This is a genomic window from Amycolatopsis sp. NBC_01307, assembly GCF_035975215.1.
Lineage (GTDB): Bacteria > Actinomycetota > Actinomycetes > Mycobacteriales > Pseudonocardiaceae > Amycolatopsis.
Genome location: NZ_CP108403.1, coordinates 3349779 through 3367887 on the forward strand (window position 1 = coordinate 3349779; position 18109 = coordinate 3367887).

At 71.1% G+C, this 18109-nt stretch carries 19 protein-coding genes and 1 riboswitch; of the genes, 4 read left to right on the forward strand and 15 right to left on the reverse strand.

What is annotated here, in order from left to right:
• Positions 1–40: 40 nt before the first annotated feature.
• A complete protein-coding gene (locus tag OG439_RS13855) occupies positions 41–1195 on the reverse strand; it encodes an NAD-dependent epimerase/dehydratase family protein (protein ID WP_326949767.1) in 1155 nt (384 codons plus the stop codon).
• 179 nt (positions 1196–1374) lie between these two features.
• Between OG439_RS13855 and OG439_RS13860 the strand changes: the two genes are divergently transcribed.
• The gene (locus OG439_RS13860; protein WP_326949768.1) at positions 1375–1875 is read left to right on the forward strand and encodes a GtrA family protein; all 501 of its coding nucleotides are present in this window, start codon (positions 1375–1377) and stop codon (positions 1873–1875) included.
• Between the two features lie 220 nt (positions 1876–2095).
• Here the strand turns inward: OG439_RS13860 and OG439_RS13865 are convergent, their stop codons facing one another.
• The 4 genes from OG439_RS13865 to OG439_RS13880 form a co-directional block, all read right to left on the reverse strand.
• On the reverse strand, positions 2096–4285 hold the full coding sequence (locus OG439_RS13865; protein ID WP_326949769.1) for a glycosyltransferase family 2 protein: 2190 nt from the start codon (positions 4283–4285) through the stop codon (positions 2096–2098).
• An 8-nt stretch (positions 4286–4293) separates the two neighbouring features.
• Positions 4294–5241, reverse strand: coding sequence for an NAD-dependent epimerase/dehydratase family protein (locus OG439_RS13870; protein WP_326949770.1), 948 nt, complete (start codon positions 5239–5241; stop codon positions 4294–4296).
• Positions 5242–5288: 47 nt separating this feature from the next.
• Positions 5289–8165 carry an aminomethyl-transferring glycine dehydrogenase gene (gene gcvP, locus OG439_RS13875; RefSeq protein ID WP_326949771.1) on the reverse strand — a complete coding sequence of 959 codons (2877 nt, stop codon included), beginning with the start codon at positions 8163–8165 and terminating at the stop codon, positions 5289–5291.
• A 247-nt stretch (positions 8166–8412) separates the two neighbouring features.
• Positions 8413–8512: riboswitch (glycine riboswitch) on the reverse strand.
• Between the two features lie 42 nt (positions 8513–8554).
• Positions 8555–9133 carry a MerR family transcriptional regulator gene (locus OG439_RS13880; RefSeq protein WP_305879333.1) on the reverse strand — a complete coding sequence of 193 codons (579 nt, stop codon included), beginning with the start codon at positions 9131–9133 and terminating at the stop codon, positions 8555–8557.
• A 278-nt stretch (positions 9134–9411) separates the two neighbouring features.
• Between OG439_RS13880 and OG439_RS13885 the strand changes: the two genes are divergently transcribed.
• On the forward strand, positions 9412–10044 hold the full coding sequence (locus OG439_RS13885; protein WP_247051969.1) for a TetR/AcrR family transcriptional regulator: 633 nt from the start codon (positions 9412–9414) through the stop codon (positions 10042–10044).
• On the opposite strand, the gene trxA is transcribed toward OG439_RS13885, so the two are convergent.
• From trxA to OG439_RS13925, 8 genes are all read right to left on the reverse strand, one after another.
• Entirely contained in the window at positions 9996–10388 is a 393-nt protein-coding gene (gene trxA / locus OG439_RS13890; RefSeq protein WP_326949772.1) for a thioredoxin, read from the reverse strand. The two genes, OG439_RS13885 and trxA, sit on opposite strands and share 49 nt — an antisense overlap.
• Positions 10389–10400: 12 nt before the next feature.
• Positions 10401–10802 carry a MerR family transcriptional regulator gene (locus OG439_RS13895; protein WP_247051970.1) on the reverse strand — a complete coding sequence of 134 codons (402 nt, stop codon included), beginning with the start codon at positions 10800–10802 and terminating at the stop codon, positions 10401–10403.
• Positions 10803–10852: 50 nt separating this feature from the next.
• Positions 10853–11326: a bifunctional nuclease family protein gene (locus tag OG439_RS13900; protein ID WP_009078856.1), complete on the reverse strand. Its 474-nt coding sequence runs from the start codon at positions 11324–11326 to the stop codon at positions 10853–10855.
• A gap of 216 nt (positions 11327–11542) precedes the next feature.
• A complete protein-coding gene (ftsR, locus tag OG439_RS13905; protein ID WP_326949773.1) occupies positions 11543–12289 on the reverse strand; it encodes a transcriptional regulator FtsR in 747 nt (248 codons plus the stop codon).
• Entirely contained in the window at positions 12286–12756 is a 471-nt protein-coding gene (garA, locus tag OG439_RS13910) for a glycogen accumulation regulator GarA (protein ID WP_247051972.1), read from the reverse strand. Before garA ends, ftsR begins: the two co-directional genes overlap by 4 nt.
• Before the next feature lie 150 nt (positions 12757–12906).
• Positions 12907–13293, reverse strand: coding sequence for a glycine cleavage system protein GcvH (gene gcvH / locus OG439_RS13915; RefSeq protein WP_247051973.1), 387 nt, complete (start codon positions 13291–13293; stop codon positions 12907–12909).
• 100 nt (positions 13294–13393) lie between these two features.
• Positions 13394–14017, reverse strand: a complete 624-nt coding sequence (locus OG439_RS13920) for a CDP-alcohol phosphatidyltransferase family protein (protein WP_247051974.1) — start codon at positions 14015–14017, stop codon at positions 13394–13396.
• A gap of 23 nt (positions 14018–14040) precedes the next feature.
• Positions 14041–14244, reverse strand: a complete 204-nt coding sequence (locus OG439_RS13925; RefSeq protein WP_247051975.1) for a hypothetical protein — start codon at positions 14242–14244, stop codon at positions 14041–14043.
• A gap of 317 nt (positions 14245–14561) precedes the next feature.
• Here OG439_RS13925 and OG439_RS13930 point away from each other — a divergent pair, with 317 nt between their 5' ends.
• Both OG439_RS13930 and OG439_RS13935 read left to right on the forward strand, forming a co-directional pair.
• Entirely contained in the window at positions 14562–15071 is a 510-nt protein-coding gene (locus OG439_RS13930; protein WP_326949774.1) for a hypothetical protein, read from the forward strand.
• A gap of 30 nt (positions 15072–15101) precedes the next feature.
• Complete coding sequence (locus OG439_RS13935; RefSeq protein ID WP_326949775.1) at positions 15102–15500, forward strand: hypothetical protein; 399 nt, start codon at positions 15102–15104, stop codon at positions 15498–15500.
• An 18-nt stretch (positions 15501–15518) separates the two neighbouring features.
• Here the strand turns inward: OG439_RS13935 and OG439_RS13940 are convergent, their stop codons facing one another.
• Both OG439_RS13940 and OG439_RS13945 read right to left on the reverse strand, forming a co-directional pair.
• On the reverse strand, positions 15519–17228 hold the full coding sequence (locus tag OG439_RS13940) for an AMP-binding protein (protein WP_326949776.1): 1710 nt from the start codon (positions 17226–17228) through the stop codon (positions 15519–15521).
• An 18-nt stretch (positions 17229–17246) separates the two neighbouring features.
• Entirely contained in the window at positions 17247–18089 is an 843-nt protein-coding gene (locus OG439_RS13945; protein ID WP_326949777.1) for a crotonase/enoyl-CoA hydratase family protein, read from the reverse strand.
• Between the last annotated feature and the right edge of the window lie 20 nt (positions 18090–18109).

Sequence of the window (18109 nt, forward strand, 5' to 3'; positions counted from 1 at the left end):
GCGGGCTCCCCCCGCGAGGAGGAGCCCGCCCCGGCCCGGCTCAGCTCTTGAGCGCGCCCCGCCAGCGGACGGTCGGGCGCAGCTTGTCCATGTTCACGCGGTGCTTGTTGGCCCCGACGATGTCGAACATCGACTCGATGAGCGTGTCCGACAGCAGGTGCGGCTCCAGGCCGAGGCCGACCAGCCCGGTGTGCTTCACGTTGTAGTAGTGCTCCGGGGCCTCGGTCCGCGGGTTCTCCAGCTGCTCGATCTGCACCGGGCCGGGGAACCGCTCGGCGACGAGGTCGGCGATGGCGGCGACCGACATGCTCTCGGTCATCTGGTTGAAGACGCGGAACTCGCCCGCCTCGGCCGGGTTCTCCACGGCGAGGCGGATGCACTCCACGGTGTCGCGGATGTCGATCAGGCCGCGGGTCTGGGCGCCCTTGCCGTACACCGTCAGCGGCTGCCCCAGCACCGCCTGGATGACGAACCGGTTGAGCACCGTGCCGAACACGGCGTCGTAGTCGAAGCGGGTGGCCAGGCGCGGGTCCAGCGCGGTCTGCGGGGTCCGCTGGCCGTACACGACGCCCTGGTTGAGGTCCGTGGCCCGCAGCCCCCAGGCGCGGCACGTGAACTCGATGTTGTGCGAGTCGTGGACCTTCGTCAGGTGGTAGAACGAACCGGGCCGTTTCGGGAACAGCACGCGGTCCTTGCGGCCGTTGTGCTCGAGGTCGAGCCAGCCTTCTTCGATGTCGACGTTCGGCGTGCCGTATTCACCCATCGTGCCCAGTTTGACCAAGTGGATCGACGGGTTGATTTCGGCGATCGCGTACAGCAGGTTCAGGTTGCCGACCACATTGTTGTGCTGCGTGTACACCGCGTGTTCGCGGTCGATCATCGAATAGGGCGCGGACCGCTGCTCGGCGTAGTGGACGACGGCGTCGGGCGCGAAGTCGCGGACGGCGTCGAAGAGGAAGTCCGCGTCGAGCAGGTCACCTTCGTAGCTGGTGATGCGCCGTCCGGACACCTCCTCCCACGCGGCGATCCGGTCCGGGAGCGTCTCGATCGGGACCAGGCTTTCGACACCGAGCTCGACGTCGTAGCCACGGCGGGCCATATTGTCGAGAACGGCCACCTCGTGGCCTTTGTCCGATAAGTGCAACGCGGTGGGCCAGCCCAGATAACCGTCACCGCCGAGAACCAGCACTCGCATTGTGCCGCCTTTCCTGCTCGTTTACGCGGCAAGCATGCTGATTCCACTCAGTAGCAGAGGCTTGCAAGAACCCGACGCTATCGATCACGTGCTGATGAGCACCTGGCAATGAGCTGTGAATCTCCTATGCATAGGGGGGTCGGACGGCGGCGCGCGCGACCCGCGGGGAGGATGGGGGCATGACGACCGTAACCGGCGATGTGCGCCAGCGCACAGCGGAGACACCGACGCGACGCCGGGGCTGGGCCCGGCTGGGCCGCGCCGCGGTGACGTCGGTCGCCGCCACGGTCCTCAGCCAGGTCGTCCTGCTCGCCGTGCTCGCCGGCGGCGGCGTCCCGGTACTGGCCAGCACGCTCGCCTGGGCCGCCGGCGCGGTGCTGAACTTCGTCGTCACCCGCCGCTGGGTGTGGGGCCGCACCGGCCGCCCCCGCGTGCGCCGCGAGCTGCTCCCCTACCTCGGCGTGATCGGCCTGGGCGGCCTCGCCTCGGTCGGCCTGACGACCCTGGCCGGCTCGCTGCTGACCCCGCTGAACCTGCCGCACGTGTGGTGGGTCGTGCTGGTCGACGGCGCGTACGTCGCCAGCTACGCGCTGGTGTTCGTCGTGAAGTTCACGCTGCTCGACCGCCTCGTGTTCGGCCGCGGCGCAGCCCGAACGGCCGCCACCGCGTCCTCGTCGTAACTGGCGGGTCGGTCCGGTCCCCGCCCGGCACCAACCCCGTGTCGTCCCTTCGATCACGCGTGTCGACCCTGCGATCACGCGCGTCGTCCATCGGAGTAAGCGTGCCGTCCGGCCGGCACCGTGATCAGAACGCCGACACTCGTGATCAGAGAGTCGACACGCGTGATCGAAGGGACGACACGCTGGGCTGAACACCGTTCGACCGTGCCGTGACCAGTGGCTACGCGCTCGTGTTCACCCTGCTCGACCGGCCCGTCTTCCGGCCGCGGCGCAGGACGTAGCCCCGCCACCACGTCCCCGTCATGACCCTCGCGTAGTTGGCGCCGTAGACGACGCTGCCGCCCTTCTTGCTCTTGCCCGCCTTGCGCAGCCGCATGCTCATCGGCAGCTCCACGACCCGTGAGCCGCGCGCGGTCACGCCCAGCAGGAGTTCCGACGACTGGTACTGCGGCTCGTTCAGCGGGACCGAACAGGCCAGGTCGGCGCGCATCGCCCGGAAGCCGAACGAGGTGTCCGTGATCCGCCGCCCGGTCAGCACCGACGCCAGCACCGCGAACACCCGGACGCCGAGCCAGCGGACGCGGCTGTCCGCTTCCTCGTGCCCCAGGCGGCGGGAGCCGGTGACGAAGTCCGCCTCACCGTCGACGACCGGGCCGACCAGGGCTTCGAGCTCGCTGTTGTCGTACTGGCCGTCCGCGTCGGTGGTCACGATGTACTCGGCGCCGGACGCCGCCGCGAGGTGGTAGCCGAGGCGCAGCGCGGCGCCCTGACCGCGGTTGCGCGGTGCGACGCAGACGTACGCGCCGTGGTCCTCGGCGATGGCCGCCGTGTCGTCCGTGCCGCCGTCGACGACGACGAGCACGTCCACCGGCCGGCCTAGGCACTCGTCCGGCATCTTCTCCAGCACCCCGCCGATGCCGCCGGCCTCGTTGTAGGCGGCGATGACCACGACCAGCGACGACAGCCGCAGGTCGGGGTGGCGGCCGCGGAAGTCGTCGAGCGCACCCGTGTCGACGTCGTCGGGGAAAGCGGCCAGGCGCTTGCGGCTCGCCGAGGTCAACGTCGTGAAGCCGAGCGCGCCCGCGACGGGCAGCAGCACGAGCGCCGGGATCTGGTAGCGCCACGAGAACTGGAACACGGCCGAGGCGAACAGCAGGACCAGCCCGCTCGTCGACGCCAGCAGCGCGCCCGCCCGCGCCGCGTCCACCGGCCGTTTCCGCCGGACGACCGTCAGCAGCCCGAGGAGCGCGCCGATGCCGAGCACCGCGCCCGGGACGTAGCCGCCGTTGAGCTGGTAGTCGCGCAGGAAGGCGGCCAGTGGCTCGTCGACGCTCGCGACGACGCCGTCGTTCTGCCGCGTGACCAGGTCGATCAGGGACTGGTCGGCCCACTGCGGATACGTGAGCTGGAACTGCCAGCGGTCCAGCGGGACGTCGGTCGGGTCCTGCTCGCGGGCCCAGGCGAAGCTCTTGGCGAAGTCGTCCAGCACCGCGCCCGCGACGTCGCCGGGCTGGGCCTTGAGCACCTCGATCGCGAACTGGTGCGCGAGCGCCGCCTTGTCCGCGCCGGGCGGCAGCGGGCCGGGCCAGTTCGGGTCGAGGTCGGCGTGCGTGTAGTTGTCCACGAGCCGCGTCTCGCGCGGTTCGGCCGGGCAGAACACCTGCAGTTCGGGCGCCAGGTGCAGGTTCGCGCAGTCGGCGACGGCGGCGGTGCGGCCGTAGAGCATGTTCCCCGACGGCCCGGTCAGGCCCCACTTGCCGGTCTCGGCGTGCACCCGCGCGGAGTACGGCACAACCACGACGAGGATGCCCAGCAGGCCCACGCCCGCGCGGCGCCAGCCCGCCCAGTGCCGCCACGCGCCCCCGGCGGCGACCAGGTAGACCAGCAGCGGCAGGGCCAGCGAGATCCCGATCAGCCGCACCAGCACGGCGAACCCGACGAGCAGGCCCGCGACCCCGGCGCGCTTCCAGCCGGGCGCGCCGCGGCCGAGCAGTACCCACAGCAGCCCGAGCAGCACCGCCTCGAAGACGACCTCGGACATGATGTTCTGCTCGATCTGCAGCTGGTAGGCGTCGAGCAGCACCGGGACCGCGGCGAGCGCGGCGACCCACGGGCGGCCACCGAGGCGCAGCACGAGCGCGTAGACGCCGATCGCGATCAGCAGGCCGCCGATGTGCTGCACCGCCGCGACCCACGCCAGGCCGCCGACCGCCAGCAGCGGCCGCAGCACCAGGTCGTAGCCGATCGGGTCGAGCTGGTCGGCGCGCAGCGCGTGCAGGTTGTCGATGTAGCGGAACGAGTCGATGTAGAGCAGGGCCGGCCGGTAGGCGAGCCAGGTGAGCACCCGCAGGGCGATCGCGGGGAGCAGCAGCAGGAGCAGGAGCCAGTGGCGGCGGAGGAAACCGGACACGCCCGCGGTCACTCCGTCGCGTTCGGACGCTCGAGACCGGAGAAGTACTTCCACGCCGTGGCGAGCCCGTCGGTCAGCGACGTCGACGGCCGGTAGCCGATCGTCTCCGCGCTCCCCGAGACGTCGACGACCACCGCGGGCATCTCCCCCGCCGGCGCCTCGACGTGCTCCACCGGCAGCTCGGCGCCGGTCACCTCACGCACGGCTTCGACCATCTCCAGCACCGAAACCGACTTCCCGGCGCCGACGATCGCGGTGCCGGAGTAGCCGCTGCCGACGGCGAGGGTGATGGCGTTGACGACGTCGTCGACGTGCACGAGGTCGCGCCGCTGCTGCCCGTCGCCGTAGACGCGGACGCCGGTGCCGGTCAGCGCCGCGCGCATCATCCGCGGCACGAAACTGTCCTTGTGGGACATTCCCGGGCCGTAGACGTTGGTGAACCGCAAGGCACACGTCTTCATCCCGTACGCGCCCGCGTAGCCGGACAGCAGCATTTCGCACGCCGCCTTGGTGGCGCCGTAGGGCGTCAGCGGCCGCGGCGGCAGGTCCGGCGTGATGGTCGCGCCACCGACGTTGCCGATCACGGCGTTGGTCGAGGCGAGCACGAAGCCCGGCACTTCGAGGCGCCGCGCCAGTTCCAGCAGTTCCTGCGTCACGAGGACGTTGTCGGCGAAGGTCTGCTCCGGCAGTTCGACCGAGCGCAGCACGGAAGTCAGCGCGGCGAGGTGCACGATGGCCGCCGTTTCGGACGTCACGGCCTCTTCGCGGACGGCGGCGTCGAGCAGCTCGCCGGTCACCACGCGGACGCCGGCCGGCTCGTCCGGGAACGGGACCCGGTCGACGACGGTCACCGGAACGCCCCGCTCGCGGAAGGCGCGCACGACGGCGCGGCCGATGAAGCCGCTGCCCCCGGTCACGACCACGGACGTCCGATCCGGACCACTGCCACTCGCCATGGCGCCAACCTACCTCCCGCCCCTGTGAGGCCGGCGCAAGCCCGGACCTAGGCGAACGCCTCCGGCGGCGGGCACGAGCAGACCAGGTTCCGGTCGCCTGCCGCGCCGTCGATGCGGCGGACCGGCGGCCAGATCTTCGCGCCGCCCGGCCCGGCCGGGAACACCGCCGTCTCACGGCTGTAGGGGCGATCCCACTCGCCCGTGACGCAGCGCGCGGTGTGCGGCGCGTGCCGCAGCGGCGAGTCCGCCAGGGCCCACTCCCCCGCCGCGACGCGGTCGATCTCGCCGCGGATCGCGATCATCGCCGCGCAGAAGCGGTCCAGCTCGGCGAGGTTCTCGCTCTCGGTCGGCTCCACCATGAGCGTGCCCGGCACCGGGAACGACATCGTCGGCGCGTGCAGGCCGTAGTCCGCCAGCCGCTTGGCGACGTCGTCGACCGTGACGCCGGTGGCCTTCGTCAGCGGCCGCAGGTCGAGGACGCACTCGTGGGCGACGAGGCCGTCGTGGCCGGCGTAGAGCACCGGGTAGTGCTCGCCGAGCCGCCGCGCGACGTAGTTGGCGTTCGCCACGGCCACCAGCGTCGCCCGGCGCAAGCCTCCGGCGCCCATCGTCCGGACGTAGGCCCACGAGATCGGCAGGATCGACGCGCTGCCCCACGGCGCCGCGCTGACCGGGCCGACGCCGGTCGCCGGGCCGGCCGCGGGCTGCAGCGGGTGGTTCGGCAGGAAAGGCGCGAGGTGCGCGCGGACGCCGATCGGGCCGACCCCCGGCCCGCCACCGCCGTGCGGGACGCAGAACGTCTTGTGCAGATTGAGGTGCGAGACGTCGGCGCCGAACCGGCCGTACTGCGCCACGCCGATGAGCGCGTTGAGGTTGGCGCCGTCGACGTACACCTGGCCGCCCGCGTCGTGCACCAGCGCGCAGACCTCGCCGACGGTGTCCTCGTAGACCCCGTGCGTCGACGGGTAGGTGATCATGATGGCCGCGAGATCGGCCCGGTGCTCGTCCACTGTGGACCGCAGGTGCGCGAGGTCGATGTCGCCGCCGTCGTCGCACCGGACGACGACCACCCGCATGCCCGCCATCACGGCGCTGGCGGCGTTGGTGCCGTGCGCGCTGGCCGGGATCAGGCAGACGTCGCGCTCGCCCTCGCCGCGCGAGCGGTGGTGGGCGCGGATGGCCAGCAGCCCGGCGAACTCGCCCTGGCTGCCGGCGTTGGGCTGCAGGGAAACCGCGTCGTAGCCGGTGATCCGGGCCAGCCAGGCCTCGAGGTCCGCGATCACCGACAGCAGGCCGGCCGCGTCCTCGGCCGGGGCGAACGGGTGCAGCCCGGCGAACTCCGGCCAGGTGACGGGCTCCATCTCCGCCGCGGCGTTGAGCTTCATCGTGCAGGAGCCGAGCGGGATCATGCTGCGGTCGAGCGCGACGTCCTTGTCCGACAGCTCCCGCAGGTAGCGCAGCAACGCGGTTTCGGAGCGGTGGGCGTGGAACACCGGGTGGGTGAGGAATCCGCTCGTGCGCCGCAGCGGCGCCGGGAGCGCGTCCGCCGTGTCCTCGTCCAGGCCGTCCACATCGGACACCGCGACGCCGAAGGCCTTCCACACCAACGAGAGCCGCTCGCGGGTGGTCGTCTCGTCGCAGGCGACGCCGACGTGGTCGTCGTCGATCCGCCGCAGGTTCACACCGAGGTCGCGAGCCGCCGCGACGACCGCGGCCGCGCGGCCCGGCACCGCCGCGGTGACGGTGTCGAAGAACTCGCCGTGCACGACCTCGACGCCGCCCTCGCAGAGGCCGGCCGCGAGCACGGTCGCCATCCGGTGGGCGCGCAGCGCGATCGCGCGCAGGCCGTCGGGGCCGTGGTGGACCGCGTACATCGAGGCCATCACGGCGAGCAGGACCTGCGCGGTGCAGATGTTCGACGTCGCCTTCTCGCGGCGGATGTGCTGTTCCCGGGTCTGCAGTGCCAGCCGGTACGCCGGGGCGCCGTCTTCGTCCTTCGAGACACCGACCAGCCGGCCGGGCAACTGCCGCTCCAAGCCTTGGCGGACCGCCAGGTAAGCCGCGTGCGGGCCGCCGAAGCCCATCGGGACGCCGAACCGCTGGGTCGAGCCGATGGCGACGTCGGCGCCGAGCTCACCGGGCGGCCGCAGCAGCGTCAGGGACAGGGGGTCCGCGGCGACGATCACCGCCGCGCCGTGCTTCTTGGCGTCGGCGATGGTGAAGTCGAACTCGCGGACGGCGCCGGACGCGCCCGGGCAGGACAGCAGGACGCCGAAGAAGTCGCCGCCGAGGCCGAGCCCGGTGAGCCCCTGGGACAGGTCTTCGACGACCAGCTCGATGCCCAGCGGTTCCGCGCGAGTCCGCAGCACGGCGAGGGTCTGGGGCAGGGTGTCCTCGTCGACGACGAACCGGTTGGACGCCGACTTGCCGGCGCGGCGCACGAGCGTCATCGCTTCGGCGGCCGCGGTGGCCTCGTCGAGCAGGGACGCGTTCGCGACGGGCAGGCCGGTCAGGTCGGCGACCATGGTCTGGAAGTTGAGGAGCGCTTCGAGCCGTCCCTGCGAGATTTCCGGCTGGTAGGGCGTGTACGCGGTGTACCAGGCCGGGTTCTCGAGGACGTTGCGGCGGATCACCGACGGGGTCACGGTGTCGTGGTAACCGAGGCCGATCATCTGGGCCATCGGCCGGTTCCGCGCGGCCAGCGCCCGCAGTTCGGCGAGCACCTGGGCTTCGGTGGCGGCCGGCGGCAGGTCGAGGGGCGCGGCGGACGCGCGCAGCGACCCGGGCACGGCCCGCTCGGCGAGTTCGTCGAGGGAGGCGACGCCGATGACGTCGAGGATCGTGCGGAGTTCCGCCGGACCGGGCCCGATGTGCCGGTCGGCGAAGGGAAAGCCCTGTTCCAGGGAGGCGAGTGACGGCTGCACGATGGCCTCCTGCGAACGCGACCACGGCCGGGGGTCCGGGGGCGGAGCCCGCCGGGCGGGGTGTGGGGGTTGCCCCCACAAAACACCAGGTAGGCGACGGGCGAGCCTGCGAGCCCGAAGCCGTACCCTCCCCACTCTGTCCGTACCCCCGAAGGGGCGCCTGAGAGTTTCGCCCGAGGTTGAGCCGGGCTTGCACCGTCGGCGGGGCCATCAGGTTGTGTCCTGACGACCCGCTTTCCAGAGGCGTCTAGACCGCGCGGTCCAGGGTGCCTGAGAGGTTCCGGGGAGGACTTGCTCCTTCGGCGCCGGACTCGAGGTTGTGGTCCGGACTCTCCCGCGCGGTTTCGTCGACTGCGTGGATCACTTTACTCCCGCCGCCGCGGAGATGATCACCCGGTACGGCGGGCGTTGCGGCGTTGGGTCAGCTCGTCCGGCTCGTGCGCTTCGACGATGCCGCCGTCGGCGCGTTCGGCCGGGAACTCGTGGATGGTGCCGCTGATTTCCTGCATCGCGCCGCTGACCGCGATGCCGAACACGCCCTGGCCGCCCTGGAGCAGATCGACGATCTCCTCCGGCGAGGTGCATTCGTAGACCGTGGTGCCGTCGGAGAACAGTGTGACCTTGGCGAGGTCACGGACCCCGCGGACGGACAGGTGGTCGACCGCGACCCGGATGTTCTGCAGCGAGACCCCGGTGTCCAGCAGCCGCTTGACCACCTTCAGGACCAGGATGTCCTTGAACGAGTACAGCCGCTGGGAGCCGGAGCCGTGCGCGGTGCGGATGCTGGGCGCGATCAGTTTCGTGCGAGCCCAGTAGTCGAGCTGACGGTAGGTGATCCCGGCGATCTGGCACGCGGCCGGACCCCGGTAGCCGACGAGCTCGTCGGGCAGCGAGTCATCGGGGAACAGTTCACCCTGCTCGCCAGCCGCGAACCGAACAGGCTGCTTCTCGGAACCAGCCTCGACCACGCAAGCCTCCCCTCGCCCGACCAGGCGGCCGGCGAATGACAGCCGGACAGGACCCAGAGCGGGACCCACCGGAGATCAACCGCCACGATCCGGCCCCAGACCGTGAATCACATCGTGGCGATTTACCTCCTCCGACGGTAAGCGCCCAGGCAAGGCCGGTCAACGCGACGCGCGGCAAGCCTCAACGGTCGGATGAGCGTTTGAGCCGTTCGCCGTACCCGGGAGGCAGTGGTTCAAACCTCCTGGACACTTTTACTCAGCCGTGTTAATTTTTACTCATGCAAGTAAAGACCGAACTCATGGCCGAGATGGGCCTCAGCGTGACCGAGGCCGCCCGCCGCGCGCAGATCCTCGGCGCGACGATCGGCGTCATCAACGACCTCGGCTACCGCAAGGCCACGTTCGCCAAGATCCGCGAACGCGCCGGGCTGAGCAGCACCCGGATGATCTCCTACCACTTCACCAACAAGGCCGGGCTGATGCAGGCGGTGCTCAGCACGGTCGTCGAGACGAAGAACGAGTTCCTCAAGGAGCGCACCGGCGGCGATCTGGACCCGGCCGACCGCGCCGGCTACCTGCGGGCGCACATCGAGACGTCGATCGCGTTCCTGCGGGCCTACCCGGACTGCGTGCGGGTGCTGACGGAGATGGCCGCCAACACCGACGACGCCGAGGGCTGGGTGATGACGAAGGTCCTGGTCGACGACCTGCGGGTGCACGGCCTGGCCCGCCAGCTCAAGCAGGGCCAGGCCGAGGGCACGTTCGGCGCGTTCACGCCCGAGGTGATGGCGATGTCGATCGCCCAGGCGATCGACGGCGTGGCGGCGGCCTACGCGGCCGACCCCGCGCTGGACCTGGAGCTCTACGGCCGCGAGGTCGCGGACACGTTCGTCAGGGCCACCGCTCCCTGATCCGCGAGGGCCCGGTCGAGGCGCTCTTCGAGCCGGGCCTTGGGCTGCGCGCCCACGACGGTCAGGACGGGCTCGCCGGCGCGGAACAGGATCATCGTCGGCAGCGACATGACCTGGTACGCCCGGGTCGTCTCCGGGTTCTCGTCGGAGTTGATCTTGCACACCGACAACTTGCCGGCGCGCTCGCGGGCCAGCGCGGCCAGCACCGGCGCGATCATCCGGCACGGCGGGCACCAGGTGGCCCAGAACTCGACCAGCACCGGGACGTCACCGCCGAGCACCTCGGCGGCGAACGTCGCATCCGTGACTTCGGCGATTTCGGGGATTTCGGGGATTTCGGACATGACTGAGCTCCTTCAGAGACGTTCGGGGACGACGCACGGATCGGGGGCGCAGGCGGGGTCCTGCCTGGCCAGCGCGTCGGCGAGCTTCCCGGCGAGGTCGGCGCGGATCGCGCCGAGGCGGGCGAGGACGGCGTCGGCCTCCGCGAGCTTGCGCCGGTACATCTCGATCGAGCTCGGGCAGGCGTCGCCGGTCTCGTGGCCGCTGCGCAGGCAGTCGACGAACGGCCGGGTCTCGTCGAGGGACAGGCCGACGGTCTGCAGCTTCAGGATCTCCGTGACCAGCTGGAGGTCGTCCTCGTCGTACTCGCGGTAGCCGTTGGCCGCGCGACGGGCCGCGAGGAGGCCCTGGTCCTCGTAAAAGCGAAGCGCACGGGTAGTGGTACCCGTGCGCTTGGCCAGCTCTCCGATCCGCATGCCCCGACGGTAGACGTTGACGTCGGCGTCAAGGCAAGCCGCGGCATCCGTTATGTATCGGCGCCGCGGAAGTCTTCCGGGGAGACCGAGTCGAGGAACTCGCGGAACTTCTCGACCTCGTCCTCCTGCTCGTCCGGGATGATCAGGCCGGCCTCTTCCAGCACCGCGTCCACGGCGTGGATGGGGACGCCGATCCGCAGGGCCAGCGCGACCGAGTCGCTCGGCCGGGCGGACACCCGGATGTCTCCGTCGAACACGAGCTCGGCGAAGAACGTGCCTTCCTTGAGGTCGGTGATCACGACCTGCTCCAGCTCGCGGCCCAACGCCCCGATGACCTCTTTGAGCAGGTCATGGGTGAGCGGGCGGGCGGGACGGACCCCTTGCTGCTCCAACGCGATGGCGGTCGCTTCGACCGAGCCGATCCAGATCGGCAGGTACCGTTCGCCCTCGGTCTCCCGCAGCAACAAGATCGGCTGATTCGCGGGCAGCTCGACCCGCACACCGACGACGCGCATTTCGCTCATCGGGCTTCGCCTCCCTCTCGTGCACACGGGCTTCAGCGCTGGAACCGCCTCGCGCCGTTCACTACCGACGCTACCCGTCATCCGTGCGCTGTGCTCGCTGTCGGACACTCTCGGCTCGCCTACCGCAAACCGTTGTTCTCACGGTACGGCATGAGGTGCCGAACATTCAGTCATTGACATGGGACCGCAAAGAGGATCTCACCGTCCCGTTACGCCTCAACAACCCGTGGCGCCACGGATTCCGGCCTTCACGAGGAGCGTGTGCAGGGTCACCGACAGTGCCGCGAGCTCTCGCACCACCTCGTCGGCCCGTGCTTTGGCCTCCGGGTCACGATGCCGGTACACCGGGGTCACGATCTGCTCCAGCAGGCCGACCTCGCGGTCGGCCGCGGCGCGGAAGGCACGCAGGTGTCTCGGCTCGATACCGAATTCGGTCATCGCCTTCACCGTGCGCGCGACCAGCACCGCGTCCGGGTCGAAGAACCCCGCGGGACCGGACCGGACCAGGCCGTACTGCTGCAGCTCGGCCAGCTCCGCCGCGTCGATGCCGGCCTGTTCCAGGAGCTCCTCCTGGGTCAGGCGCAGCTCCCGGCCGGCGGCGAAGTCGTCCGCCACCGGCAGGCCCACGTTGTCGGCGACCCCGTCGATCGGCACCAGACGCCGTGGTGGGCGCGGCATGGCCGCGGCGGGCTCGGCACCCGAGTCCGCCGCGTCCAGCTGCTCCTTGATGACCTTCAACGGGAGGTAGTGATCCCGCTGGGCGGCCAGGACGAACTTGAGCCGCTCCACGTCCGCCGCGGCGAACTGCCGGTAACCCGAGGGTGTCCGGCCCGGTTGGACCAGGCCTTCCGCCTCGAGGAACCGGATCTTGGAGATGGTGACGTCGGGGAAGTCGTGGCGCAGCTGCGCCAGAACCGCCCCGATGCTCAACCCGTCCCGTTGTGGCCGCCCGGCCGCCGTCACTGCGCCCCCTGGCCCCCGTGCCCCGGGCCGGTCAGGAAGACCAGGCGGAACTTCCCGATCTGGACCTCGTCGCCGCCGGCGAGAACGGCCTGGTCGACCGGCTCGCGGTTGACGTAGGTGCCGTTGAGGCTGCCGACGTCGATGACGACGAACTCCCCGCCCTCACGGCGGAACTCGGCGTGCCGCCGCGAGACCGTGACGTCGTCCAGGAAGATGTCGCTGTCCGGGTGACGCCCGGCGCTGGTGGTGTCGCGGTCGAGCAGGAAGCGCGAGCCCGCGTTCGGGCCCCGCTTCACGACCAGTAGCGCCGAACCCGCGGGCAGGGCGTCGACGCCCTGGACCGGGGCTTCGGCGGCCGGGGCGGGCTCGTGGCCTTCGGCTTCGGCCAGGAAGTCGGCCCGGAAGACAGAGGTCCGCTCCGGAGACTGCTCCGGGGGAACGCCGCCCGGCCCGTCGTTCGTGCTCACCTGAGCTCTCCTCCACACATGCTGTGTTACCAGTACTTCAAGAACGTGTAGCTGCCAACGTACCGTGCCTGATCGCTTCTCCGGGCCCCGGTACCGGCGAACCGTGAGCAGATCGCTCCCATCGGCCGGATTCCGAGGTCGGACGGGGTTTCAGCCCTTGATCAAAGCGCCGTACGCCTCGGCTTCGAGCAGCGCCTCGAGCGCCGACGGGTCCTCGAGCCGGATCTCGATCAGCCAGCCCTCGCCGTAGGGGTCGCTGTTGATCAGCTCGGGCGAGTCGGCGACGGCGTTGTTGACGGCGACGATCTCGCCGTCGACCGGCGCGAACAGCTCCGAGACGCTCTTGGTCGACTCGACCTCGCCGAAGACGTCGCCCGCGCCGACGTGGCGGCCGGCCTCGGGCAGGTCGACGAACACGACGTCGCCGAGCTGGTCCTGCGCGTACTCGGTGATGCCGATCCGGACGAGGGTGTCCTCGCCGCGGGTCGCGACCCACTCGTGTTCCTCGGTGTAGCGAAGCTCTTCAGGAACGGACACCGCCGGTCCCCTTTCATGCCCTCACTGGCGAAATGTGCTGGGCGAAGTCTTACACCCACACGGCGCAGCCGCCCGGAACGACCCGGCGGAACGGTCGCGCTCAGTCGTCGCCGGCCCCGCGCAGCGCGGTGCGCGCCTGCACGACGTAGAGGACGCCGGACCAGACGTAGAGGACGCCGCCCCAGATCGTGAAGGCGTAGCCGATCGGCCGGGCGATCGCGGCGATGTCCGAGCCACCCTGGGTGAGCAGCAGGAACGGGAAGGCGTACATCAGGACGAAGGTCGCGCCCTTGCCGATGTAGGTGACCTCGGGCGGGGCGAAGCCGCGGCGGCGCAGCGTCAGGACGCACACGCCGAGCACGGCCTCGCGGACCAGCAGCGGCACCACGACCCACCACGGGATGATCTCGCGGAGCAGGAACGCGACGAGCGTCGCCAGGATGTAGAGCCGGTCGGCGGCCGGGTCGAGCAGCGAGCCGAGCCGCGACATCTGGTTGAGCCAGCGGGCCAGCTTGCCGTCGAGCCAGTCGGTGAGCGCGCCGAACATCAGCACCGCGAGCGCCCAGCCGTCCTCCTTCGGGCCGAGCAGCAGCCAGAGGAAGACCGGCACGCCGGCCAGCCGCAGCAGCGACAGCATGTTGGGGACGTTGAAGGCCTGTCGCAGCAGCGACGGCTCGGCGCTCGGGGTGTTCGCTTGAGCTGGTTCGGGTGCGGCTGTGCTCACTCGCCCACCCTAGAGCTCACGGCTCAGCACGCGCGGCGGTGGCTCCAGCCGCGTCGCTGCAGTTCGGCGCTGCTCAGCGCCTCGGGACGGCCGCGGCCGTCGGTGCCCACCCAGCGGGCCCGGCCGGGCCGGGACTCGAGGACGTAGGGGCGGCCGCAGCACCAGATGACGGTGTTGGGGACGGTCGGCGGGCGGGACGGTTCTTCGGTGCTGGTGACGGCGTTCATCGCTCTCACGGGGTCGGGGCGCGGTTGTCGGGGACGGGAAGCTCGCCGGCTTCCACCTCGATCGTCGGCAGTCCGGGCCGGGTTGTTAACGGCCGTGGCGGGAATTAGACCGATCGATTCTTGATGGCAGCCTTGTGTATCGGAGCGTGAACAGGAGGTTAACCGTCCATTGTGGACACACAAACGGGAGCCACCGGACACGCCCGCCACCCGGCTGGAGTAATCTCCGGCACACCCCTGGGCGCGTCGATCCACGGGGCCCCGGCCCGGATGGGCCAGAACGACCTGGCCGGCCCGACCGGGGAGGAAGGATCGCGGTGCCCCACCCGACCACCACGAGGATGTGGCGGCCATTGCTCGCGGCCTGCCTCGCCGTGCCCGCGCTCGCCGCCTGTTCCGGCGACCCGGCCCCGGCCGCCGCTCCCCCGCCGCAGGCGTCGACGTCCGCCGCGCCGGCGTCCACGACGGCCGGGACGCCGCCACCGCCGCCCGCCACGAGCGGCTCGTCCGCGCCCGGCCCGGCGTCGAAGCCGGCCGCCGTGCCGCCGACCGTCCCCGGCGCGTGCGGCACCATCACCGCCGCCAGCGGGCTGACCCTCTACGTCTTCGACAGCGGTTCGTCCGGCGTCAGCTGCGTCGCGGCGACCCAGCTGGTCACCGACTTCCACCGCAAGATCGCCGGGCGCCAGGGCGCCGGCTCGAACGACGCGGTCAACGAGACGGTGAACGGCTGGCTGTGCACCTCCGGGCCGCCCGCCGCACAAGGCGGCACCACCTGCACCAAGGGCGAGCAGACGGTGTTCGCCGCCGTCGTCCCGTCCGAATGAGTTCCCGTCCCGTCCGCTTCTGAAGGGCCCATGAAGACACTCGCCTACCCCCTGCTGCTCGTCGCCGCGACCGCCGCTCTGGCGGGGTGCGGCGGCGCCGACCCGGCGCCCGCGGCGCCGTCCGCCTCGAGCGCGGTCCCGGCCGAGGCGGCCGCGGCGGCGTCCACGGCACCGGGCGTGCCGTGCGGCGACGTCACCGGATCGGGCGGCGCCAAGACGGCGGTCGTCGCGCACGGCAAGGTCGACTGTGCCGCGGCGACGACGCTGCTGAAGGACTACTTCACGAAGCTGACCCCGGCCGAGGCGGCCTCGGCCGACGGCCCGGGCCCCGTCGTGCTGGACGAGTGGACGTGCGGCAGCGGCGCGAACGACCCGGTGACGGTGTGCTCGACCGAAGACGGCCGCCAGATCGAGGGCACCCGGAGCTGAGCACCCCCAGAGCCCCGCTCAGCCCTTGAGGTCCGGGAAGTCCTCCTCGCGGAACTCCGTGCCCGCGCCGCGCGCCGGGTCGCTCTCGCGGCCGCGCAGCTCGACGCGGCGGATCTTGCCCGAGATCGTCTTCGGCAGGTCGGCGAACTCGAGCCGCCGGATCCGCTTGTACGGCGCCAGGTGTTCGCGGCAGTACGCCAGGATCGCCTTCGCCGTGTCCGCCGTCGGCTCGTGGCCGGCGGCCAGCACGACGTAGGCCTTCGGCACCGCGAGCCGGATCGGGTCGGGGGCCGGGACGACCGCTGCCTCGGCGACCGCCTCGTGCTCGATGAGCACGCTCTCCAGCTCGAACGGCGAGATCCGGTAGTCCGACGCCTTGAAGACGTCGTCGGTGCGCCCGACGTAGGTGATGTAGCCGCGTTCGTCGATCGAACCGACGTCACCGGTGTGGTAGAAGCCGTTCGAGAACGCCGTCGAGGTGCGCTCGTCGTCGCCGGCGTAGCCCGTCATCAGGCCCACCGGCCGGTGGTCGAGGTCGAGGCAGATCTCGCCCTCCTGCGCGCGTTCGCCGCTGACCGGGTCGACCAGCGCCACGACGAACCCGGGCAGCGGGCGGCCCATCGAGCCCGGCACGACGTCCTGGCCCGGCGTGTTGGCGATCTGGACGCTGCTCTCGGTCTGGCCGAAGCCGTCCCGGATCGTGATGCCCCAGGCCTTCTCGACCTGGTCGATCACCTCGGGGTTCAGCGGCTCGCCCGCGCCGACGACCTTCTGCGGCGGCGTCTTCAGCGCCGTCAGGTCGGCCTGGATGAGCATCCGCCAGACCGTCGGCGGCGCGCAGAAGCTCGTGATGCCGCAGCGGTCCATCTGGGCCATCAGCGCGCCCGCGTCGAACCGGGTGTAGTTGTACAGGAACACAGTCGCCTCGGCGTTCCACGGCGCGAAGACGTTGCTCCACGCGTGTTTCGCCCAGCCCGGCGAGGAGATGTTGAGGTGGACGTCGCCCGGCTCCAGGCCGATCCAGTACATCGTGGACAGGTGCCCCACCGGGTACGACACCTGCGTGTGCTGCACCAGTTTCGGCTTCGCCGTGGTGCCGGAGGTGAAGTACAGCAGCAGCGGGTCGGCGGCCTTCGTCGGACCGTCCGGGGCGAACTCGGGCGACTCGGCGAACGCGGTCGCGTACGGGTGCCAGCCCTCGACCGGCTCCCCCACCGCGATCCGGGTGTAGTCGCCGGCGACGTCCGCGAACTTCTCCGTGTCCGCCGAGCGGATCACGACGTGCTTGGCCGCGCCGCGCTCGACGCGGTCGGTCAGGTCGGCCGGGCCGAGCAGGGTGGACGCCGGGATGATCACCACGCCGAGCTTGATCGCGGCGAGGATCGTCTCCCACAGCTCACCCTGGTTGCCCAGCATGAGGATCAGCCGGTCACCGCGGCGCACGCCGAGGCCGCGCAGCCAGTTCGCCACCTGGTTGGACCGGCCCGACATCTCCGGGTAGGTCCAGCGGTTCTCGGTGCCGTCCTCCTCGACGATCCACAACGCCAGCCGCTCGGCGTTGTCCGGATCGTGCGCGACGACGTCAAACCAGTCGATCGCCCAGTTGAAGTGGTCGAACTCCGGCCAGGCGAAGTCGCGGTACGCCGTGTCGTAGTCCTCGCGGTGCTGCTGCAGGTAGTCCCGCGCCACGCGGAACGCGTGGTGGACTTCCGAAGCGCCGTTGCTCACCCTGCTGCCTCCTTCTTGCTACTCGCCCGTGAACTCCGGCTTGCGACGCTCCATGAAGGCCTGCACCGCCTCGCCGAGGTCCTTGCTGGGCAGGAACGCCGAGTTCCACGCCGCGACGTACCGGAGGCCGTCGGCGACCTGGCGCTCGGTGTTCGCCGCCAGTACCTGCTTCGTACCCTGCACCACGAGCGGCGGGTTCGCAGCTATCTCACCGGCCAGTTCCCGCGCGGCCTTCAGCAGCGCGTCCTGGTCCGGGTAGACGTCGTTGACGAGGCCGATCTTCTCGGCGCGGGCGGCGTCGATGTCCTTGCCGGTCAGCGCCAGCTCGCGGACGTGGCCCTCGCCGATGATCGGGGCGAGCCGCTGGAGGCTGCCGATGTCGGCGACGATCGCGACGCGCACCTCGCGGACGCTGAACTTCGCGTCCGCGCTGGCCAGCCGGATGTCGGCCGCCGTGACGACGTCGACGCCGCCGCCGATGCACCAGCCGGAGACGGCCGCGATGACCGGTTTGCGGCATTCGGCGATGGAGCTGACCGCAGCCTGCAACCGCCGGACCTCGGTGTGGAACTCGCTGCGCGGGCCGGCCAGCGCGTCGCCCGCCAGCAGCGGCGCCCAGCCGCCCATCATCGCGGGCAGGTCGAGGCCGTAGGAGAAGTGCGCGCCGCTGCCGGTCAGCACCACGGCCCTGACCTGCGGGTCCGCGTCGAGGGCCCCCATCACCAGCGGCAGCTCGCGCCAGAAGTCCGGGCCCATCGCGTTGCCCTTCGAAGGGCCGAGGAGCGTCACTTCGGCGACGTGGCCTTCGATGTCGACCTTGAGGGAGACGAGGTCGGGCAGACTGTCAGCAGTAGCGGTCATGAGGTCATCTTGACCCATCC

What these genes read in the sequence shown, in the direction of transcription:
- OG439_RS13855 (WP_326949767.1), bottom strand. Translation starts at nt 1,195, where the DNA reads ATGCGAGTGCTGGTTCTCGGCGGTGACGGTTATCTGGGCTGGCCCACC.
- OG439_RS13925 (WP_247051975.1), bottom strand. Translation starts at nt 14,244, where the DNA reads ATGAACGCCGTCACCAGCACCGAAGAACCGTCCCGCCCGCCGACCGTC.
- OG439_RS13870 (WP_326949770.1), bottom strand. Translation starts at nt 5,241, where the DNA reads ATGGCGAGTGGCAGTGGTCCGGATCGGACGTCCGTGGTCGTGACCGGG.
- OG439_RS13945 (WP_326949777.1), bottom strand. Translation starts at nt 18,089, where the DNA reads ATGACCGCTACTGCTGACAGTCTGCCCGACCTCGTCTCCCTCAAGGTC.
- OG439_RS13885 (WP_247051969.1), top strand. Translation starts at nt 9,412, where the DNA reads ATGCAAGTAAAGACCGAACTCATGGCCGAGATGGGCCTCAGCGTGACC.
- trxA (WP_326949772.1), bottom strand. Translation starts at nt 10,388, where the DNA reads ATGTCCGAAATCCCCGAAATCCCCGAAATCGCCGAAGTCACGGATGCG.
- OG439_RS13860 (WP_326949768.1), top strand. Translation starts at nt 1,375, where the DNA reads ATGACGACCGTAACCGGCGATGTGCGCCAGCGCACAGCGGAGACACCG.
- OG439_RS13900 (WP_009078856.1), bottom strand. Translation starts at nt 11,326, where the DNA reads ATGAGCGAAATGCGCGTCGTCGGTGTGCGGGTCGAGCTGCCCGCGAAT.
- OG439_RS13935 (WP_326949775.1), top strand. Translation starts at nt 15,102, where the DNA reads ATGAAGACACTCGCCTACCCCCTGCTGCTCGTCGCCGCGACCGCCGCT.
- OG439_RS13895 (WP_247051970.1), bottom strand. Translation starts at nt 10,802, where the DNA reads ATGCGGATCGGAGAGCTGGCCAAGCGCACGGGTACCACTACCCGTGCG.